Annotated in this window: 19 protein-coding genes; 9 read left to right on the forward strand and 10 right to left on the reverse strand. The window is 69.0% G+C overall.

The window, feature by feature from the left end; translation table 11 throughout:
- The first annotated feature begins 36 nt into the window (after window positions 1-36).
- The 4 genes from GO615_RS10790 to GO615_RS10805 all read left to right on the forward strand — a co-directional run bounded on the left by GO615_RS10790 (window position 37) and on the right by GO615_RS10805 (window position 4533).
- Window positions 37-2169 carry a DUF6600 domain-containing protein gene (locus GO615_RS10790; protein ID WP_169127816.1) on the forward strand — a complete coding sequence of 711 codons (2133 nt, stop codon included), beginning with the start codon at window positions 37-39 and terminating at the stop codon, window positions 2167-2169.
- Window positions 2170-2262: 93 nt separating this feature from the next.
- Window positions 2263-2733 (forward strand): PACE efflux transporter, encoded by a 471-nt coding sequence (locus GO615_RS10795; protein WP_169127818.1) that lies wholly within the window; start codon window positions 2263-2265, stop codon window positions 2731-2733.
- Window positions 2723-3769, forward strand: coding sequence for a UDP-N-acetylmuramate dehydrogenase (gene murB / locus GO615_RS10800; protein WP_339380003.1), 1047 nt, complete (start codon window positions 2723-2725; stop codon window positions 3767-3769). The genes GO615_RS10795 and murB overlap by 11 nt, the downstream gene beginning before the upstream one ends.
- A gap of 128 nt (window positions 3770-3897) precedes the next feature.
- On the forward strand, window positions 3898-4533 hold the full coding sequence (locus tag GO615_RS10805) for a c-type cytochrome (RefSeq protein WP_169127820.1): 636 nt from the start codon (window positions 3898-3900) through the stop codon (window positions 4531-4533).
- 34 nt (window positions 4534-4567) lie between these two features.
- Here GO615_RS10805 and GO615_RS10810 read toward each other — a convergent pair whose 3' ends face one another.
- Together GO615_RS10810 and GO615_RS10815 are read right to left on the reverse strand one after the other, a co-directional pair.
- Window positions 4568-5326: an N-acetylmuramoyl-L-alanine amidase family protein gene (locus tag GO615_RS10810; protein WP_422614268.1), complete on the reverse strand. Its 759-nt coding sequence runs from the start codon at window positions 5324-5326 to the stop codon at window positions 4568-4570.
- 4 nt (window positions 5327-5330) lie between these two features.
- A complete protein-coding gene (locus GO615_RS10815) occupies window positions 5331-6152 on the reverse strand; it encodes an IclR family transcriptional regulator (RefSeq protein WP_246262225.1) in 822 nt (273 codons plus the stop codon).
- A 228-nt stretch (window positions 6153-6380) separates the two neighbouring features.
- Between GO615_RS10815 and GO615_RS10820 the strand changes: the two genes are divergently transcribed.
- From GO615_RS10820 to GO615_RS10835, 4 genes are all read left to right on the forward strand, one after another.
- On the forward strand, window positions 6381-8057 hold the full coding sequence (locus GO615_RS10820) for an FAD-dependent monooxygenase (protein ID WP_169127824.1): 1677 nt from the start codon (window positions 6381-6383) through the stop codon (window positions 8055-8057).
- Between the two features lie 11 nt (window positions 8058-8068).
- Window positions 8069-8293: a DUF2783 domain-containing protein gene (locus GO615_RS10825; RefSeq protein WP_169127826.1), complete on the forward strand. Its 225-nt coding sequence runs from the start codon at window positions 8069-8071 to the stop codon at window positions 8291-8293.
- Window positions 8294-8422: 129 nt separating this feature from the next.
- Window positions 8423-9067 (forward strand): maleylacetoacetate isomerase, encoded by a 645-nt coding sequence (gene maiA / locus GO615_RS10830; protein WP_169127828.1) that lies wholly within the window; start codon window positions 8423-8425, stop codon window positions 9065-9067.
- Window positions 9068-9143: 76 nt separating this feature from the next.
- Window positions 9144-10331, forward strand: coding sequence for a multidrug effflux MFS transporter (locus tag GO615_RS10835; protein WP_169127830.1), 1188 nt, complete (start codon window positions 9144-9146; stop codon window positions 10329-10331).
- A gap of 17 nt (window positions 10332-10348) precedes the next feature.
- Here GO615_RS10835 and GO615_RS10840 read toward each other — a convergent pair whose 3' ends face one another.
- From GO615_RS10840 to GO615_RS10875, 8 genes are all read right to left on the reverse strand, one after another.
- A complete protein-coding gene (locus tag GO615_RS10840; protein WP_169127832.1) occupies window positions 10349-10930 on the reverse strand; it encodes a DUF4166 domain-containing protein in 582 nt (193 codons plus the stop codon).
- A complete protein-coding gene (locus GO615_RS10845; RefSeq protein WP_169127834.1) occupies window positions 10927-11406 on the reverse strand; it encodes a DUF2269 family protein in 480 nt (159 codons plus the stop codon). Before GO615_RS10845 ends, GO615_RS10840 begins: the two co-directional genes overlap by 4 nt.
- On the reverse strand, window positions 11403-12269 hold the full coding sequence (locus GO615_RS10850; protein WP_169127836.1) for a complex I NDUFA9 subunit family protein: 867 nt from the start codon (window positions 12267-12269) through the stop codon (window positions 11403-11405). The genes GO615_RS10845 and GO615_RS10850 overlap by 4 nt, the downstream gene beginning before the upstream one ends.
- Window positions 12266-12607, reverse strand: coding sequence for a hypothetical protein (locus GO615_RS10855; protein ID WP_169127838.1), 342 nt, complete (start codon window positions 12605-12607; stop codon window positions 12266-12268). Before GO615_RS10855 ends, GO615_RS10850 begins: the two co-directional genes overlap by 4 nt.
- A 132-nt stretch (window positions 12608-12739) precedes the next feature.
- Window positions 12740-13765, reverse strand: coding sequence for a helix-turn-helix domain-containing protein (locus tag GO615_RS29370; protein ID WP_169127840.1), 1026 nt, complete (start codon window positions 13763-13765; stop codon window positions 12740-12742).
- 184 nt (window positions 13766-13949) lie between these two features.
- A complete protein-coding gene (locus GO615_RS10865; RefSeq protein ID WP_169127842.1) occupies window positions 13950-15350 on the reverse strand; it encodes a fused MFS/spermidine synthase in 1401 nt (466 codons plus the stop codon).
- A gap of 28 nt (window positions 15351-15378) precedes the next feature.
- Window positions 15379-15711, reverse strand: a complete 333-nt coding sequence (locus GO615_RS10870) for a DUF1840 domain-containing protein (RefSeq protein ID WP_169127844.1) — start codon at window positions 15709-15711, stop codon at window positions 15379-15381.
- 9 nt (window positions 15712-15720) lie between these two features.
- On the reverse strand, window positions 15721-16278 hold the full coding sequence (locus GO615_RS10875; RefSeq protein WP_169127846.1) for a hypoxanthine-guanine phosphoribosyltransferase: 558 nt from the start codon (window positions 16276-16278) through the stop codon (window positions 15721-15723).
- A gap of 113 nt (window positions 16279-16391) precedes the next feature.
- Here GO615_RS10875 and upp point away from each other — a divergent pair, with 113 nt between their 5' ends.
- A complete protein-coding gene (upp, locus tag GO615_RS10880) occupies window positions 16392-17027 on the forward strand; it encodes a uracil phosphoribosyltransferase (protein ID WP_169127848.1) in 636 nt (211 codons plus the stop codon).
- Window positions 17028-17034 lie beyond the last annotated feature (7 nt).

Genomic DNA, 17034 nt, shown 5'->3' on the forward strand with positions numbered 1-17034 from the left:
TTGCTTGCCGGGATAATGGTCCGGAGTGACACCAAAATGGTCCGCAACCTGAAGAATGCCCTGCGACTGCTGCTTATCGTCCCGCTGCTGCTCGTCCTGACCGGCGCGAGCGGCACCGCCCTGGCCGATCCGCCCGCACGCGCGGGCCGCCTGTCGGTTGTTGAGGGCGAAGTGGCCCTGCGCCGCGACGGCAGTCGCGACTGGGAAAGCGCGGCCGTCAATCTGCCGATCACCACCGGCGACGAGATCGCGACCGAAGCCGACGGACGGGCCGAGCTGCGCATCGGATCGAGCGTGCTGCGCCTCGACAAGGCGACCGCGGTCGAGGTGCGGCGGCTCGACGACGAGCGCATCCGCGTGCTGCTGAAGGAAGGCAGCGTCGCCATGCGCATCCGCAGCGCCGAGCGTGAGGACGCGATCGAGGTCGAGACGCGCGATGGGGTGGCCGTGCCCGCCGAGCCGGGCCGCTACCGCGTCGACTTCGTCGATTCGGGAACGCTGGTGAGCAACCACGAAGGGCATGTCGATTTCCGCACCGACGACCGCCACGTCGGTGTCACCGAGGGGCGTCGCGCCCAGATCTGGAGCGAGGGGCCGACTCAGGTGGTGTGGGACGAGCCCGACGAGGACGATTTCATGGAGTGGTCCTTCGCGCGCGACCGGCGCGACGACCGCATCGCGCGCAACCGCTACGTCTCGCCCGAGATGACCGGCGCCGAGGATCTGTACGAATACGGCGACTGGCGCGAATACGACGACTATGGCCCGGTGTGGTTCCCGCGCGACGTGCCCTACGGCTGGGCTCCCTATCGCTACGGCCGCTGGGTGTCGATCGCGCCGTGGGGCTGGACCTGGGTGGACGACGCGCCGTGGGGCTTCGCGCCCTTCCACTACGGCCGCTGGGTGCGCATCCGCGGTGTGTGGGCGTGGGTGCCGGGCCGCTACATCGCCCGCCCGGTGTATGCGCCTGCGCTGGTGGCGTGGATCGGCACGCCCGGCGTGAGCATCACCTACACCTCGGGCCTGCCCAACCTCAGCTGGTTCCCGCTCGCCCCGCGCGAGGTGTACGTGCCGTACTACCGCTACAGCCCGACCTACGTGCGCCAGATCAACATCACGCACGTCACCAACGTCGTCGAGATCGAGCGCGTGGTGCGCGAGCCGCGCCACGTGCGCTATGCCTTCCGCGACCGCAGCGAGGCGGTGACGCGGGTGTCGGAACGCATCCTGCGTCCGCCCAAGCCCGTCGCGCTCGACGTCGAGCGCCGGCGCGAGCAGCGCGTGCGCGAATGGGAGCGGCGCGGCTTCCCGGTGCGCGAGGTGGTGCGTCCAGACGGCACGCGCGTGCGCACCGTGCAGCCCGCGCAGCTCATCCAGCAGCGCGAGGAGCGCCAGCAGGCGGTCCGCGAACAGCGTCAGGACGAGCGACAGCGTCAGGAAGAGCGCCAGCAGCGCCTTGAGTCGCGCCAGGAGCGCACGGAGGCGCTGCGCCAGCAGCAGGCGCGCGAACGCGAGGAGCGGGCCGCGCGCGAGCAGGAGCAGCAGCGCCAGCGCCAACTACAGCGCGATCAGCAGGAGCAGCGCCGCGAGCAGTTGCGCGACGAACGGCGCGACGAGGCGACTGCGCGTCAGGAGCGCCTGGAGGCGCTGCGTCAGCAGAACGCACGGGAGCGCGAGGAACAGGCCCGTCGCGAGGCGGCACAGCAGGAGGAGCAGCAGCGCCAGCGTTCGGTGCTGCGCGAGCAGCAGGAGCAGCGGCGCGACGAGGCCCGCCGTGCGCAACGGGAAGAGGCCGAACAGCGCCAGCAGGAACGTCAGCAGCGGCTCGAGGCTCAGCGCCAGCAGGAGGCGGGTGAGCGCGAGGCGCGCCGGCAGCAGATCGAGCAGCAGCGTGAAGAACGCGGTCGGCAGCAGGCGCAGGAACAGGAACGCAGGCAGCAGGCGATCCGCCAGCAGACCGAGCAGCGCGAGCGCGAGTTGCAGCAGCGCCAGATGCAGATCCAGCAACAGCGCCAAGCCGAGCAACAGCAGCGGCAGGCCGAGCAGCAACAGCGGCAGGCCGAGCGTCAGCGCACTCAGCGCGAACCGCAGCAGGACAACCGCCGCAACAGCGAGGAAGAACAGCAGCGCCGCCGCCCGCCCTTCGGTCAGCCCGAAGGGGCGCGCTGAACACGCCTGCTGCAGGGTTTGTTGCAGTGCAGCGGTTGATTTTGGGGGGGCGAGGGCCTATCTTCTCGGGTCGCCCCTCCGAGTTCTGCTTCCTTGTCCGTTCATCATCCCAAACTCCGTTCCGTCCGCGATCGTGCCCGACAGGTGATCCTGTTCGAGGTCGGCGGGCTTGCGCTCATCACGCCGCCTTTTGCGTGGCTGAGTGGTGTGCCGATGGGCGATTCGCTGGGGCTTCTCGCCGTCACCGCGCTGATCGCCGCGCTGTGGAATGCGGTCTACAACACCGCTTTCGACTGGGTGGAAGGGCGCCTTACCGGCCGCACCGCGGACCGCCGGCCCGTCGGGCTGCGCGCGATGCACGCGCTCGGCTTCGAGGGCGGACTGCTGCTCATGACCCTGCCGGTGATCATGGCGTGGACGGGCATGGGCTGGGTGGAAGCCTTGATCGCCGATCTCGGGCTGGCGACGGCGTACGTGATCTATGCTTTCGCCTTCAACCTCGGCTACGACCGCGTGTTCCCCATCGAAGCGACCGCGACCGAGGGGCTTGTCCGTGCGAAATGAGCGCCCTGTGCGTGGCGCCGCGCCGGCGATCGAGTCGGACGCCGACCTGCGTGCCTTCAACACCTTCGGCCTGCCGGCGCGCGCCGCGCGGCTCGCCACGATAACGGACGCGGCCCAGGTCGCCGCGCTGATCGCAGCCCCGGAATGGGGACTGCCGCGCCTCGTGCTCGGCGGCGGCAGCAACCTCGTGCTCACGCGCGACTTTCCCGGCCTGGTGCTGAAGGTCGCCATCGCCGGATGCCGCCTCGCCGACGAGGACAACGATGCGTGGTACGTCGAGGCCGGTGCGGGCGAGAACTGGCATGACTTCGTGCGCTGGACCCTCGCGCAAGGCTGGCCGGGGCTCGAGAACCTGTCGCTGATTCCGGGCACGGTGGGTGCCGCCCCGGTGCAGAACATCGGCGCCTACGGACTCGAGATCGCCGAGCGCTTCCACGGCCTGCAGGCCGTTTCACTGGAAACGGGCGAGATGCTGCGGCTCGGTCCCGCGGACTGCCGCTTCGCCTATCGCGACAGCGTGTTCAAGCAGGCGCTCGCGGGCCGCGTGCTCATCACCGCCGTCACCTTCCGCCTGCCCAAGCGCTGGCAGCCGGTCACCGGCTACGCGGACGTCGCACGCGAGCTTGCCGAACGGGGCATTGCCGCACCGACCGCGCTGGACGTGTCGGACGCCGTCATCGCCATCCGCCGGCGCAAGCTGCCCGACCCCGCGCGCCTCGGCAACGCGGGCAGCTTCTTCAAGAACCCGGTCGTCGATGCTGCCGTGCTGGCGCGCCTGGATGCCGCCCATCCCGAGCTGCCGCGCTACCCGCAGGCGGACGGCCGCTACAAGCTCGCGGCCGGCTGGCTGATCGACCGCTGCGGTTGGAAGGGGCGCGACCTGGGCCCTGTCGGCGCCTACGAGCAGCAGGCGCTGGTGCTCGTCAATCGCGGCGGCGCCACCGGCGCCGATGTCGAGCGCATCGCGCGGGCGATTCAGGACGACGTGTTCGCGCGCTTCGGCGTGCATCTGGAGCCCGAGCCCGTCTTCGTGTGACGGTATCCGTGGTGCCCGTGGACCGGGCGTGAAAACCATGTTCAAATGCGGGCTTTTATCCGACGGCGGCCTTGCCGTCGGCATAATCGCGTGCCGCTACGGCCCGCCACTCCCCGGGGGAAACGAACATGATCCGGAGCCGTCTGGCTCTCTTCGTGCTGCTGATCGGCGTCGGCACGGGCACGGCATCGGCCGGCAACGACGCGGTGATGCAGCTGATCGCAAAGGCGGCATCCGATTCGGCCGCCCGCACGGCGCTGGTGCGCGAAGGCGATGCGGCCGCCTTCTTCTGCAAGAACTGCCACGGCGACAAAGGCATCGCCCGCTATCCCGAGGTGCCCAACCTCGCTAGCCAGAATCCGGCCTACATCGTCAGCCAGATCGAGGCCTTCCTGTCCGGCAAGCGCCGCAACGAGTTCATGCAGGGGCTGATGAAGGTCCTGGGCGACCGCGAGAAGGCAGCCATCGCGCTGTTCTATGCGAACCAGCCGGCGACGCCTGCCGTCGCTGCGCCGCCGCCCGCCGCCGCCGCGGGTGAAGGCCACTACAAGCGCCTGTGCATGTCCTGCCATCAGGCCAGCGGCTACGGGAGCGAGGCCTTCGCGCGCATCGCCGGCCAGCAGCCCGCCTACCTGCGGCTGAGCATGAAGCGCTACCTGGCGCGCAGCGGCGAGCGCACCAATGCCGAGATGAGCGCCTCGGTCGGCCAGCTCGGCGAGGCGAACATCGAGCCGGTCGTGCACTACCTGGCGAGCCTGAAGTAAGGCCCCTCAGGCAAGCCCCCTCAAGCAAGCCCCCTCAGCGCGGCGCGGTGATCCCGCCCGCCGTCACGCACGCCGCGACGCCGGTGGCGATCTCCTCGGCCATGCGCTGCTGGCGCGCCGCATCGCGCAGCAGCAGCTCCTCGTCGCGGTGCTTGATCACGCCGGCCTCGAACAGCACCGCGGGCTGGCGCGCCTGGTAGAGCACGACGAGGTTGTCGTAGTAGTGCACCGCGTGCTGCGCGTCGGCGTACTCGCGGCGGCGGCCGTTCTTCTCCGTCGGCACGAAGCCCGCGCGCTGCAGCCGCGCGCCGATCGCCGACGCGCACATCAGGCTGGCGGCGACGTCGGGATTGCGGCGTGACACGAAGAGTGAATGGCCGGCCCACAGGTCGCTGAAATCGAGCGGGATGCCCTGCCATTCCCAGGGCGTGAGGTGCTGCTCGCCGACCGAATCGTGGTGGATCGAGATCAGGAGCACGGCACCGGCTGCTCGTTCGGGGCGCGCCTGCAGCGATTCGATGCGGCCGTCGGCGTTGATCAGCACGGCCTCCAGGCCGAGTCGTGCGAGGGCGGTGACGACGCGCCCGGCGAGCTCGCGGTTGAACTCGAACTCGCTGCGGCCGCGCGCACTGATCGCGCCGGGCGCCTGCAGCGTGTGGCCGATGTCGACGGCGACGAGGGGAGATCCGCCGGCGGCAGGCGAGGCGGGAACTGCAATCGGAGCGAGGAGCAGGCCCAGCGCCACCTGGGCCGTGCGTCGAAGGCGCGATGGCGGCCGGCGTCGTGCGCCCACGCGCTCAGCCGTCCGTGTTGCCGAGCCGCGCCGAGATCGCCTGCGCACAGGCACGCAGTTTCGTCGCGATCGGGCCGTCCCATGCGGGATCGAAGTTCGCCGCCGGACCCATCGCGGTGATCGCGAGCGCGAGGTGGCGGGTGTGATCGAACACCGGGGCGGTGAAGGCGTTGATGCCGGGGATGGGTTTGCCGACGGCGCGGGCGAGGCGCTCGCGGCGGATTTCGTCGAGTTCGGCTTCGAGTTCCACGCGCGAGACGCCGCCGCGATCGGCCTCGAGGGATGCGAATTCCTCCTCGATCAGCGCCGCGGTCATGCGCGCCGGCAGGAAGGCGGCGAAGGTGCGGCCGGTGGCGGAGGTGAGGAGGTCCATCACGGTGCCGACGCGCATGTTCACGTGCACCTGGCGGCTGCATTCCTCGATGCTGACGATGGTCGGGCCCTGGTTGCCCCACACGGCGATCGCGACGTTCTGCTGGATCTCGTCGGAGAGCTTTGCCACTTCGGGCGCCGCGACGCGCAGCGGGTTGAGCCCGTGCAGTGCCGTCAGGCCCATCTGCAGCGCGAAGGCACCCAGGCCGTAGCGGCCGGTGAGCGGATCCTGCTCGATCAGGCCGAGCTTGCCGAAGCTCACCAGATAGGGGTGGGCCTTGGCGGGCGGCATGCCGGCCTCGCGTGCAAGATCCTTCAGGATCATCGGTGCGCCCTGGCGCACCAGCGCCTGCAGCAGTGCGCCGCCGACCTCGATCGACTGGATGCCGCGGCGGTCGCCACCCTGTTTGACGCCGCGTTCGTCGGGGCGCTCCGCGAGCGTTTCGTTGTCCAACTTATTGTCTCCCATGGAGCGCGAATCTTAGCAGCTGCGTCGATCGACTTTCTCGATTGATATTCAACCATAGCAAACTAATTGACGATTAACAAATCGTTGGCTAGGATGAAATTCATTGCGCACGGCCTCGGAAGAGGGCCGTGTGTGGCCGCGGCGAACAGGAGCCCGGCGACCCGCCCGCAGAAGGCGGCGCCCTGGCCGATTGGAACACAGGAGGAGGATTCCGTGCTGAGCACGTACCAGTACCCGAAGTTCGAATACCGGCGCCCGCCGGAGCTCGCCGAGGGGCGTGCGGCGAGCGAGGGGCGCTACCCGGTCGTGGTCGTCGGCGCCGGCCCGGTCGGCCTCGCGGCGGCGATCGACCTGGCGATCCACGGCGTGCCCGTCGTGCTGCTCGACAACGACGACACGGTGTCGATCGGTTCGCGCGGCGTGTGCTACGCGAAGCGGGCGCTCGAGATCATGGACCGCCTCGGCTGCGCCGAGGAGATGGTGAGGAAGGGCGTGTCGTGGAACGTCGGCCGCACCTTCTTCCGCGAGCAGGAGGTGTTCAACTTCAACCTGTGCCCGGAGCCCGACCACCACCGCCCGGGCATGATCAACCTGCAGCAGTACTACCTCGAGGAATACCTCGTGCGCCGCGCGCAGTCGCTGCCCAACATCGACCTGCGCTGGAAGAACAACGTGATCGCCGTGACCGACCACGGCGAGTGCGTAGCGCTGCGCGTCGAGACCGCCGACGGCGCGTATTCAATCGACACTGAATGGCTGGTGGTCGCCGACGGCGCGCGCAGCCCGATCCGCCACATGATGGGGCTGGACATCGAGGGCAAGATCTTCATGGACCGCTTCCTCATCGCCGACGTGGTGATGAAGGCGGACTACCCGACCGAGCGCTGGTTCTGGTTCGACCCGCCCTTCCACCCCAACCAGTCGGTGCTGCTGCACCGGCAGGCCGACAACGTGTGGCGCATCGACTTCCAGCTCGGCTGGAACGTCGATCCGGAGGAGGAGAAGAAGCCCGAGAACGTCATTCCGCGCATCAAGGCGATGCTCGGCGACGACAGGGAATTCGAGCTCGAATGGGTCAGCGTGTATACCTTCCAGTGCCGACGCATGCACGAATTCCGCCACGGCCGGCTGCTATTCACGGGCGACGCCGCGCACCAGGTCTCGCCCTTCGGCGCGCGCGGCGCGAACTCCGGCATTCAGGACACCGACAACCTGGTGTGGAAGCTCAAGCTGGTGCTCGACGGCAAGGCGCCCGCAGCATTGCTGGATACCTATTCGGAGGAGCGCGTCGCCGCGGCCGACGAGAACCTCATGAACTCGACGCGCTCGACCGACTTCATCACCCCCAAGAGCGCGACCAGCCGGACCTTCCGCAATGCCGTACTGGGGCTGGCGAAGGACTATCCCTTCGCGCGCGCACTGGTGAATTCCGGGCGCCTGTCGGTGCCGAGCTTCCTCGTCGAGTCGCGCCTCAACACGCCCGACAGCGAGGTCTTCGCCGGCCACATGGTGCCCGGTGCGCCGATGGACGACGCCCCGATCGAGAGTGCCGGCGGCGAGCAGTGGCTGCTGCAGGTGGCCGGCAACCGTTTCCAGCTGCTGTACGGCATGCCCGATGCGGGTGACGTCGATGCCGCCACGGCCACCGCCTGCGCGGAGCTCGCCGCGGGCGCGATCCCGGTCGAGACCCTGGTTGTCGCCGAGCGTGGCCAGGCCCCCGCGGGCCTGCGGACGCTCGTCGACGTGAAAGGGCGCATCCGCGAACGCTACGACCTCAAGCCGGGCACGTGCTACCTGATCCGCCCCGACCAGCATGTGGCTGCGCGCTGGCGCAGCTTCGACCTCGCCAAGCTGCGCGCCGCGCTCGCCCGCGCGACCTGCAACGCCTGAAGGAATGCCCCATGAGCCTCAACACCGATCCGAACTTCTTCACCCCCGGCAAGCGCTACTTCCGCGCCTTCTCGCCCGGCGACGATTTCTACGAGGCGCTGATCGACATGCACCGCGAGCTCACCGACGAGCAGAGCGCGATGGTCAATGCGCGCCTGATCCTGCTGCTCGCCAACCACATCGGCGATATCGCGGTGCTGCGCGAGGCGATGAAGATCGCGCGCGAAGGCGCGTGAGCGACGCGGCGAACCGCCCACACCGATCGGCATGATCCGGCACTGCGCCCGGATGCATGCGAATTGACGGACGGTCGCGCAGCAGCACGTGCCGCCCGCGTGCCTGACACCTCTTGCCCCGGAAACCGCATGAAGCTCTACACCTACTTCCGCAGCTCCGCCGCCTATCGCGTGCGCATCGCACTGAACCTCAAGGGCCTCGCCTGGGAGGCGGTGCCGGTGCATCTCGTGAAGGACGGCGGCCAGCACCGCAAGCCCGACTACCTCGCGCTGAACCCGGCCGGCCTCGTGCCCGCGCTCGAGGACGACGGCAACGTGCTCACGCAGTCGCTCGCGATCATCGAGTACCTCGACGAGACGCACCGCGAACCGCCGCTGCTGCCCGCCGACGCGGCCGGGCGGGCGCGGGTGCGGGCGCTCGCGCAGGCGATCGCCTGCGACATCCACCCCATCAACAACCTGCGCGTGCTGCAGTACCTCAAGCGCGAACTGGGCGTGAGCGACGAGCAGAAGGATGCCTGGTACCGCCACTGGTGCGAGCTCGGCCTCGCGGCGGTGGAGGCGATGCTTGCGGGCGATGCGCGCACCGGGCGCTTCTGCCACGGCAACGCGCCGGGGCTCGCGGACTGCTGCCTCGTGCCGCAGGTGTTCAACGCGCGGCGCTTCGGTGCGAAGCTCGACGCGATGCCGACCGTGCTGCGCATTGTGGACGCCTGCGAGATGCTCGACGCCTTCCGGCTCGCCGCGCCGGGCGTACAGCCGGATGCGGAGTAGAAAGCATCGGTTATTGGTTGATAGCTAACAAATGCGGCTCTAAGATCGGGCCTCTTTTTTTTTTGCCCACGCTTCGATGACCGCCGCGCCCACGCTCACGCTTGCCGTCCTGATCACCGCGCTCGTCGCGCTCGGGCCGCTGTCGACCGACTTCTACCTGCCCGCGCTGCCGGCGATTACCGCGTCGCTCGCCACCGACGTCGCGCACACCCAGCTCACCTTGTCGGTCTATCTGTTCGGCTTCGCCGTCGGCCAGCTCGCCTGCGGGCCGCTGTCCGACCGCTACGGGCGCCGGCCCGTGCTGCTATTCGGAGTCGCGGTGTATGTCCTCGCGTCGCTCGCGTGCGTGTTCGCGGTGTCGATCGACGCGCTCATCGCCGCGCGCTTCCTGCAGGCGCTGGGGGCCTGCGCCGGGCCGGTGCTCGGCCGTGCGGTCGTGCGCGACGTGTACGGGCCGCAGGACTCGGCGCGCATGCTCTCCTACGTCGGCACCGCGATGGCGATCGCGCCCCTGGTCGGCCCGCTCGTCGGCGGCTGGCTCACCGAGTGGTGGGGCTGGCGCGCGACCTTCGTGTTCCTGGCCGCGTATTCCGTGCTGCTCGTGCTCGCCATCATGTTCCTGCTGCGCGAGACCAATCCCCACCTCAACCCCGCGGCTGGCCGCCCGGCGGAGATCTGGGCGAATTTCGCGACGCTGCTGCGCGACCGCCGCTACCGCGGGGTGCTGCTCTGCAATGCGCTCGCCTACGCGGGCCTGTTCGCCTTCATCTCCGGCTCGTCCTTCGTCTTCATCGGCATGTTCGGCTTCACGCCGCAGCAGATGGGCCTGGCCTTCGGCGTGATGGTGTCGGGCTACATGGCGGGCACGACGGCTTCGGGCCGCCTGTCGCGCCGCGTCGGCCCGGAGCGGCTGATGCGCAACGGCGCGCTGCTGGGCGTCCTCGCCGGCGGCGCGATGCTGGGCCTCGCGCTCGCCGGCGTGCACCACCCGCTCGCGGTCATGCTGCCGATGTGGTTCTCCGCCTGCTCGATCGGCCTCGTGATGCCCAACGCGGCCGCGATCGGCATGGCGCCCTATCCGCACATGGCCGGTTCCGCGGCCTCGCTGATGGGTTTCTCGCAGATGGGCCTCGCGGCGCTGGCCGGCGTGATTGTCGGCCACAGCCTTGCGCAGTCCGTCGTGCCGATGGCGCTGGTGATCGCCGTCGGTGCGAGCGCCAGCCTGGGCAGCTATTTCGCGTGGGTGCGGCAGCCGGCAGGGTGAATGCGCGGGGCGACCGGTCAGGATCCGCGCGAGGCGGTCTCGAACTCCCCCGCGTAGCGGAAGACCTCGCCCAGCAGCGGATGCGTGAGGCGAAAGTCCATGGCGAAGCGGGTGTCATCGACCGCCTCCTCCACGATGGTGGCGTGCCCCAGCATCAGCCATTCCGGGATCGGCAGCAGCAGCGGCCCGATCCTGGCAACGTAGCGCACGCCACGGTAATGCAGCCGCTCCCCGCGGACGTACGGCGCCATCTGCAGCCCGAGCACGGGATTGACGAACTCGATGACCTCTCCCGCGCCCGCAGCGACCCAGAAGCTGTCGAAGCGGATCACCCTGCCGTCCGGGTAGGTCACGGTCCTGCGCCAGTACTGCCGCTCGCCGACCACCTCCTTTTCGACCACGGTATCGACCCGGCTGCCGCGGCGATTGACCAGGGCCCCCAGGAGCCGCAGGGCGCTCAGCAGGGGCTGGAGGTAGCCGGGGTAGTGGATATCCATGTGCCCGCTGTCGGTGTTCGTGCCGAAGCGGTAATGGGCCTGCAATGCCGGAGGCAGCTTTTCCCAGTCGGCGCCCAGCGCCTGTTGCATGAGACTCTTCATGATCCGACTCCCGGAACGTGTTTGAACACCATCAGGGCCACCACCAGCACCATCGCGGTGAAGGCGGGAACCCCCAGCCAGAACCACCAGCGCGTCATGCGCCAGTACAGCGCGGGCAGGGGCGTCCCGCGGGCGACGGCGTCCTCGGCGATCTTCTGCATGCGGATCTGCAGCCACACCACGGGCAGCCAGCAGGCGCCCGCGAGCAGGAACAGGGTCAGGCTGGCGACCACCCAGGGCGTCATGAGCGGTACGCCGAGCAGGAATACCATCCACAAGCCGCTGACGGGCTGGAGGATCACCGTCGGGGTCGTGAAGATCCAGTCGGCCAGCACCACGTGCCGGTTGGTGACCGCGATGTGGGCCAGATTCCCGCTGCGGTCGGCCATCCACTTGTAGAACGCGCTGCCGAGGCCGGTGCCGAACAGCAACACCATGCTGAGGACATGGAAGGTCTTGAGCAGGGTGTAGGTCATGATGCGCTCCCTGCATCGATGCCATCCGAGAAGAACAGGCGGTGCTCGGCGCTGCGCGGCAGGTGCCCCAGGAACCGCGCCAGTGGGCGGAAGTCGGCCTTGTAGCCGATCTCCAGCATGCGCAGGTTCTCCGGTTGCAGGATCGGGTCGATGTACCGTCCCACGCGAGCCAGGGCCATCGCCAGGGAAACGGGGATGCGCACGAGGCGTGCGCGGGGCAGGCCCTGGGCTTCGCGCATGCGCTGCAGCCAATCGGCGAACGTGACGGTCTCGGGGCCGACGATATCGAGCGTCTGCCGGACCTGGGGCGACTCGAGACAGCGCATGACGGTCGCCACCACGTCGCCGATATGCACCGGCTGTATCGCCTGCTGCCCGTCTCCGATGACGGGAATGCGGGGCAGCGCGGCCAGGCCCATGAACAGGCGGGCGCTCTTGCCGCCGCGGCCATAGATCAGGGAAGGGCGCAGCACGAACCAGTCGAGGTCGAGGCTGCGCAGGCAGTCGTCGGCCGCGCGCTTGCTCAGGTGGTAGGCGGAAAACGCCGTCTCGTCGGCACCCAGCGCCGAGATCTGCAGCACCCGGCGAATCCCGGCCTGGGCGCAGGCCCGGAACAGGGCCGAGGGTGCCTGGGTGTGCAGCGGCGCAAACTGTTGGCGGCCGTTCTCCCCGATGATGCCGACGCAGTTGATGACCGCGTCGATCCCCGCAAGATGCGCTTGCCAGTCCGAGGCGGAGTGCATGCGGCGGAAATCGATGCCGTTCGCGCGTGCCGCGGGAGTGACGCGATGGCCGGCCGCAGTGAGCGCCGTCGCGATGTTGCGCCCGATGAAGCCGCTGGCGCCGGTGAGCAGGATGTTCATGATGCATCGCCTCCGCGCGCCGATTCGACGAAGCGGCCGAGATGCCGGCCGACCGAAAAGAGCCCGAGCAGCAGCCCTCCCAGCGCCGCCATCAGGGTCAGGCGCAGGCTGTCGAGCGGATTGCCGACACGCGCGAACATATCCACCAGGAGGACGAGCAGCAGCGGTGCGATGACCAGCATGAGCTTCGTGTAGCTCGTCCAGAAGGCGGCGGCCTGTTCGTCCGGGCAGATCCGGTCGAGGATGTTCGCCAGCGGTCCGGACAGCACATGCAGGACGACAAGGCTGGCGGCGATGCTGATGAGCGATGCCGCGAGCAACTGGAGATAGGCGTTCATGAGTGGCTCCTTGCGTATGACAGGAGCCCTCACTCTGCGGAACGGTGCCCGGCGGGGCTTCCGTTCTTATCGAAAAGGAACGGTTTTCGGCTCCGGAAAGATCATTCCGGAGCGTTGTGTCGGCGCTGACCGCTATCGCGCCGCCCCGCGCCGGGCGTTGAGCTTGCGGAACTGGCCGGGCGTCGTCCCCTCGATTTCGCGAAACGCGTCGTAGAAATTCGACTGCGAGGTGAAGCCGACGCTGAGCCCCACCGACAGCACCGAAGCCGAGGGCTCGTCGCACAGCATGGCCTTGGCGGCGGTCAGGCGCCGCTCGCGCAGGTAGCGCGCGAAGCTTTTCCCCAGCCGGGCATTGAGCAGTTCCGACAGCTGATGGGGGCGCAGCCCGACCCGTCCGGCCAGGCCCGGCAGGCTCAGCTCCGGATCGGCGTAGATCCGCTCGCTTGTCATGAGTGCCTCGAGCCTGGCGAGCATCGCATCGCAGTCCACGTTGTTCAGCGTCGACGTCGCGTACGCGGCCTGCACCGTTTCCCGCACCTCGGTCGACAACTGCGGCCGAAGGACGAGCGTCGTCTGCACCAGCAGGAAGGCCAGCCCGATGGCAACCGCGTACAGGCTGAAGAACAGCCTGTCGGGCAGCGATGCCTGCACGAGCCCGAGCCCCGAGACGCCGATCGCGATCGTGAAGACGCCCCCGAGCAGAAGCAGTTCGAGATGGAAATGGGCGCGCTCGTGGCGAAGCCGGAACAGGCTGCGCGCGAGCCACAGCATGTAGCCGGCGCCGACGAGGAAGGCCAGCGGCAAGGCCGACGTTTCCGGCAGGAAGGGGCAGATCAGGAGCGGGAGGGCGTGAACGAGCAGGGCGGGGCGGGTCGCGGAAGCGGCCTGCGGGCGCAGCAAGGGGCGGCTGAACATGTAGAAAGCCGGCGCCACGGCGAACAGGATCATGCGGTAGGGAAGGGCGGCCACCCATTCGCGATCGAGGTACAGCCAGGCAAAGTGCGCGGCCTGCAGGGCGCTCAGCGCCAGCAGGAGGAGCAGGCCCATGGCCCGTGACACGGGCTGGTCGCGGTAATGCTCGCTGCGGAAATGCGTCAGCGCGATGATCAGGGCGCTGAACAGCGAATAGCCGACGAGGAGAATGGCAAGACCGGTCACGGCGGGGTCGCGGCAGGGAAGGATGGGTTTTCGGCGGGGATGGAGTGCGACGCGGGCCGCACACACCGCGAAGGGTGCGCGATCATGTCTGTGTAATATTCTACCATCCGGACTGCGGCCCGCAGGCGCGCCTCATGGAGCGACTCTCGTCGTTCCCGCGGCGAACGCCCGCGCGCGAGTCGCCTCAGCCGCCGCGCAGGATGTCCATGTCGGCGCGGTTGCGCTCGTCGGTATAGGGCTCGGCCGGCGCCGCTTCGCCGTCGCCGGCGAAGCACTGCACCAGCACGTTGCTCTGCGGCCGGTCGCGGAACAGCACCTCGACCGCGCACTGGCCATACACCGATTGGATCGTCGCGAGCAGGTTGCGCGCGTAGGGCGATGCGAGGCGCGGGTCGAGGATCAGATTGGCGAGCATCACCCCGTCCGGCGCGAGCGCGCGGCGCGTGCCCGCCCAGAACTCCTGCGTCACCAGGTGCGCCGGGATGCTCGTGAGCGCGCTGTACACATCGACGACCACCGCGTCGAAGCGCTCGGTGGTATCGGCCACGAAGCGGCGCGCGTCAGCGGCGACGAAGCGGCCGCGGATCGGCTCGCGCAGGAATTCCCGTTCGGCGATGTCGCGGATCGCCGGGTCGATGTCGACGTAGAGGTAGTCGTTGAGCGGCTCGCGGTGCGACAGCGTGAAACCGCCGCCGCCCAGCACCAGCACGCGCCGCTCGCGGAAATGCAGTTCGTCGAGCAGGATCGCGCGCAGACGCTCGATGTAGCGCGTGTAGCGCGGCGGCTCGCTGGCGTCGATCATCGAGGCGGCCGAGTTGTTGTTGCGGAACACGCGCGCATCGCTGCGACCAGGCACCGATGCGGCATCGACGCGATAGGTCGCGTAGGCCGTCTCGATCTGCTGCGGCAGCAGCACGTTGCAGGCGAGGGCGGCCGCGGCGACCAGCGCGGGCAGCGGTAGCGCGCGCAGCGAGGGCCGTGCCGCGGGCGCATCGAGCAAGGGCACGATCGCGAGCAGCAGCGCCGTGCACACCAGCACCGCCGCCGACACGCCCAGCCACTGCATCACGAGGAGCGACAGCGACAGCGAGCCGAGGAAGGAGCCCAGCGTCGACCAGTACAGCGCCGCGCCGCTGCGCGCGCCGGCGCGCTCGTGGCGCAGCAGGTTGGTCAGCACCGGCACGGTCTGGCCGAGGAGCCAGGCAATCGGGCCGAGCACGCCGGCGATGAAGACGAGGTAGGCGACGAGAGGCGGGCGCACGTGCGCGAACAGCGCGTCGACGACCGGGCCGGCCAGCCCGACGCCGGTCAGCGTCGCCGCGATGACGAAGTTGAGCCGCACGCGTGCGAGGAAATCGCGTTCGACGCGCCCGCCAGCCTGGTAGCCGAGCGCGAGCGCGAGCAGGAAGAAGCCTATCGTCGGCGCCGTGATCGTGATCGCGCTGCCCAGGTGCGGCACCAAGCGCCGCAGCGCGATGACTTCCGCGCCGAGCGACGCGAAGCCCTCGACGAACACCATGCCGAACAGCACTGCGCCGGTGAGGGGCGGCACGGAAGCACCGGGCGCTTCGGCCTGCGGCGTCATCGCGGCAATCGCACGCCGCCCAAGGCGCTCACACGCCCCACACGACCGGCACCCCTTCCTTCTGCGACAGCTGCAGCAGATCGAGCAGCGGCCACGCGCGCTGCGCGAGGCTCACCGGCGCGGCCATGCCGCGGCGCTCGGGGTCGGGTTCGTCCTCGTCGTCCTGCGCATGGCCGGCCTGGCGCGCCTTGTCCTCGTCGATCGCCGCGCGCAGGCGCGCGATCGCGTCGGGCAGCTGTTCGACGGTGACGATGCCCTTCGCGTCCTGCGGATCCTTGCCCAGGATCGCGACGAGCTTCTTCGCGATGTCGCCGAACATGATGACATCGGCACCGGCGGCCGACTTGAAAGTAATCAGCATTGCTTGTCCTCAGAGTCCCTTCACGGCGTAGATCCCCGGCGCATTGCGCCAGTAGCCTTTGTAGTCCATGCCGCAGCCGAACAGGAAGCGGTCGGCGACGTCGAGCCCGGTGAAGTCGGCGCGCATGCCCGGATAGGCCTTGCGCTCGTGCAGCTTGTGCGTGAGCACCGCGGAACGCACTTCCGCGGCGCCTTCGCCTTTCAGGTATTCCAGGATCGAGTGCAGCGTGTGCCCCTCGTCGAGGATGTCGTCGAGCACCAGCACCGTGCGCCCGCGCAGGTCCTGCGTCGGCCGCATGCGCCAGTCGAGGTCCGCGCCCTTGAGCGCGTGGCCGTAGCGCGTCGCGTGCAGGTAGGCCAGCTCCAGCGGAAAGGGCAGACGCGGCAGGATCTGCCCGGCGAGGATCATGCCGCCGTTCATCACGACGTACACGAGCGGGTTCTTTTGCCCCATCTGCGCGGTGATCTCTGCCGCCATGCGGTCCAGCGCCGCGCTCACGGTCGTGCCGTCGGCGAGACAGTCGGCCTCCTCACGCACGCGGATGATTTCGTCCAGATCGACGGCCATCGCGGCCCTCCTGCACAATTCATGCAAAGACCCCATTCTACCGGAGGGCTTTGCCGCGCGCCCTTGCGTTAGACTGGCGCGCGATTCCACACCGCAGCCGGGAGCCACCCTCCATGTCCGTGAAACAGATTAACCATCCGCTCGTCCGCCACAAGATCGGACTGATGCGCGAGGCCGACGTCAGCACCAAGAAGTTCCGCGAACTCACCGCCGAACTCGCCCGCCTGCTCGCCTACGAGGCGTGCCAGGACTTCGAGCTCGAAGCGGTTACGATAGACGGCTGGGCCGGTCCGGTCGAAGTCGAGCGCATCAAGGGCAAGAAGGTCACCGTCGTGCCGATCCTGCGTGCCGGGCTGGGCATGCTCGACGGCGTGCTCGACATGATCCCGAGCGCCAAGGTGAGTGTCGTCGGCATCGCCCGCAACGAGGAGACGCTGATGCCTGCGCCCTATGTCGAGAAGTTCGTCGGCAATCTCGCCGAGCGCATGGCGCTGATCATCGACCCGATGCTCGCGACCGGCGGCTCGATGGTGGCGACCGTCGACATGCTCAAGCGCGCCGGCTGCCGCCAGATCCGCGCGCTGGTGCTGGTCGCCGCGCCCGAAGGCATCCGCCTCATGGAGGGGAAGCATCCCGACGTGAAGATCTTTACCGCCAGCATCGACAGCCACCTCAACGAGCACGGCTACATCATCCCGGGCCTCGGCGACGCCGGCGACAAGATCTTCGGCACCAAGCACAACAACTGAGGTTCCC

Origin of the sequence: Aromatoleum evansii, from assembly GCF_012910805.1 — a bacterium.
GTDB lineage: Bacteria > Pseudomonadota > Gammaproteobacteria > Burkholderiales > Rhodocyclaceae > Aromatoleum > Aromatoleum evansii.

What these genes read in the sequence shown, in the direction of transcription:
- GO615_RS10850 (WP_169127836.1), bottom strand. Translation starts at nt 12,269, where the DNA reads ATGAACATCCTGCTCACCGGCGCCAGCGGCTTCATCGGGCGCAACATC.
- GO615_RS10790 (WP_169127816.1), top strand. Translation starts at nt 37, where the DNA reads ATGGTCCGCAACCTGAAGAATGCCCTGCGACTGCTGCTTATCGTCCCG.
- GO615_RS10840 (WP_169127832.1), bottom strand. Translation starts at nt 10,930, where the DNA reads ATGAAGAGTCTCATGCAACAGGCGCTGGGCGCCGACTGGGAAAAGCTG.
- GO615_RS10805 (WP_169127820.1), top strand. Translation starts at nt 3,898, where the DNA reads ATGATCCGGAGCCGTCTGGCTCTCTTCGTGCTGCTGATCGGCGTCGGC.
- GO615_RS10865 (WP_169127842.1), bottom strand. Translation starts at nt 15,350, where the DNA reads ATGACGCCGCAGGCCGAAGCGCCCGGTGCTTCCGTGCCGCCCCTCACC.
- GO615_RS10825 (WP_169127826.1), top strand. Translation starts at nt 8,069, where the DNA reads ATGAGCCTCAACACCGATCCGAACTTCTTCACCCCCGGCAAGCGCTAC.
- maiA (WP_169127828.1), top strand. Translation starts at nt 8,423, where the DNA reads ATGAAGCTCTACACCTACTTCCGCAGCTCCGCCGCCTATCGCGTGCGC.
- GO615_RS10835 (WP_169127830.1), top strand. Translation starts at nt 9,144, where the DNA reads ATGACCGCCGCGCCCACGCTCACGCTTGCCGTCCTGATCACCGCGCTC.
- upp (WP_169127848.1), top strand. Translation starts at nt 16,392, where the DNA reads ATGTCCGTGAAACAGATTAACCATCCGCTCGTCCGCCACAAGATCGGA.
- GO615_RS10855 (WP_169127838.1), bottom strand. Translation starts at nt 12,607, where the DNA reads ATGAACGCCTATCTCCAGTTGCTCGCGGCATCGCTCATCAGCATCGCC.
- GO615_RS10845 (WP_169127834.1), bottom strand. Translation starts at nt 11,406, where the DNA reads ATGACCTACACCCTGCTCAAGACCTTCCATGTCCTCAGCATGGTGTTG.
- GO615_RS10875 (WP_169127846.1), bottom strand. Translation starts at nt 16,278, where the DNA reads ATGGCCGTCGATCTGGACGAAATCATCCGCGTGCGTGAGGAGGCCGAC.
- GO615_RS10870 (WP_169127844.1), bottom strand. Translation starts at nt 15,711, where the DNA reads ATGCTGATTACTTTCAAGTCGGCCGCCGGTGCCGATGTCATCATGTTC.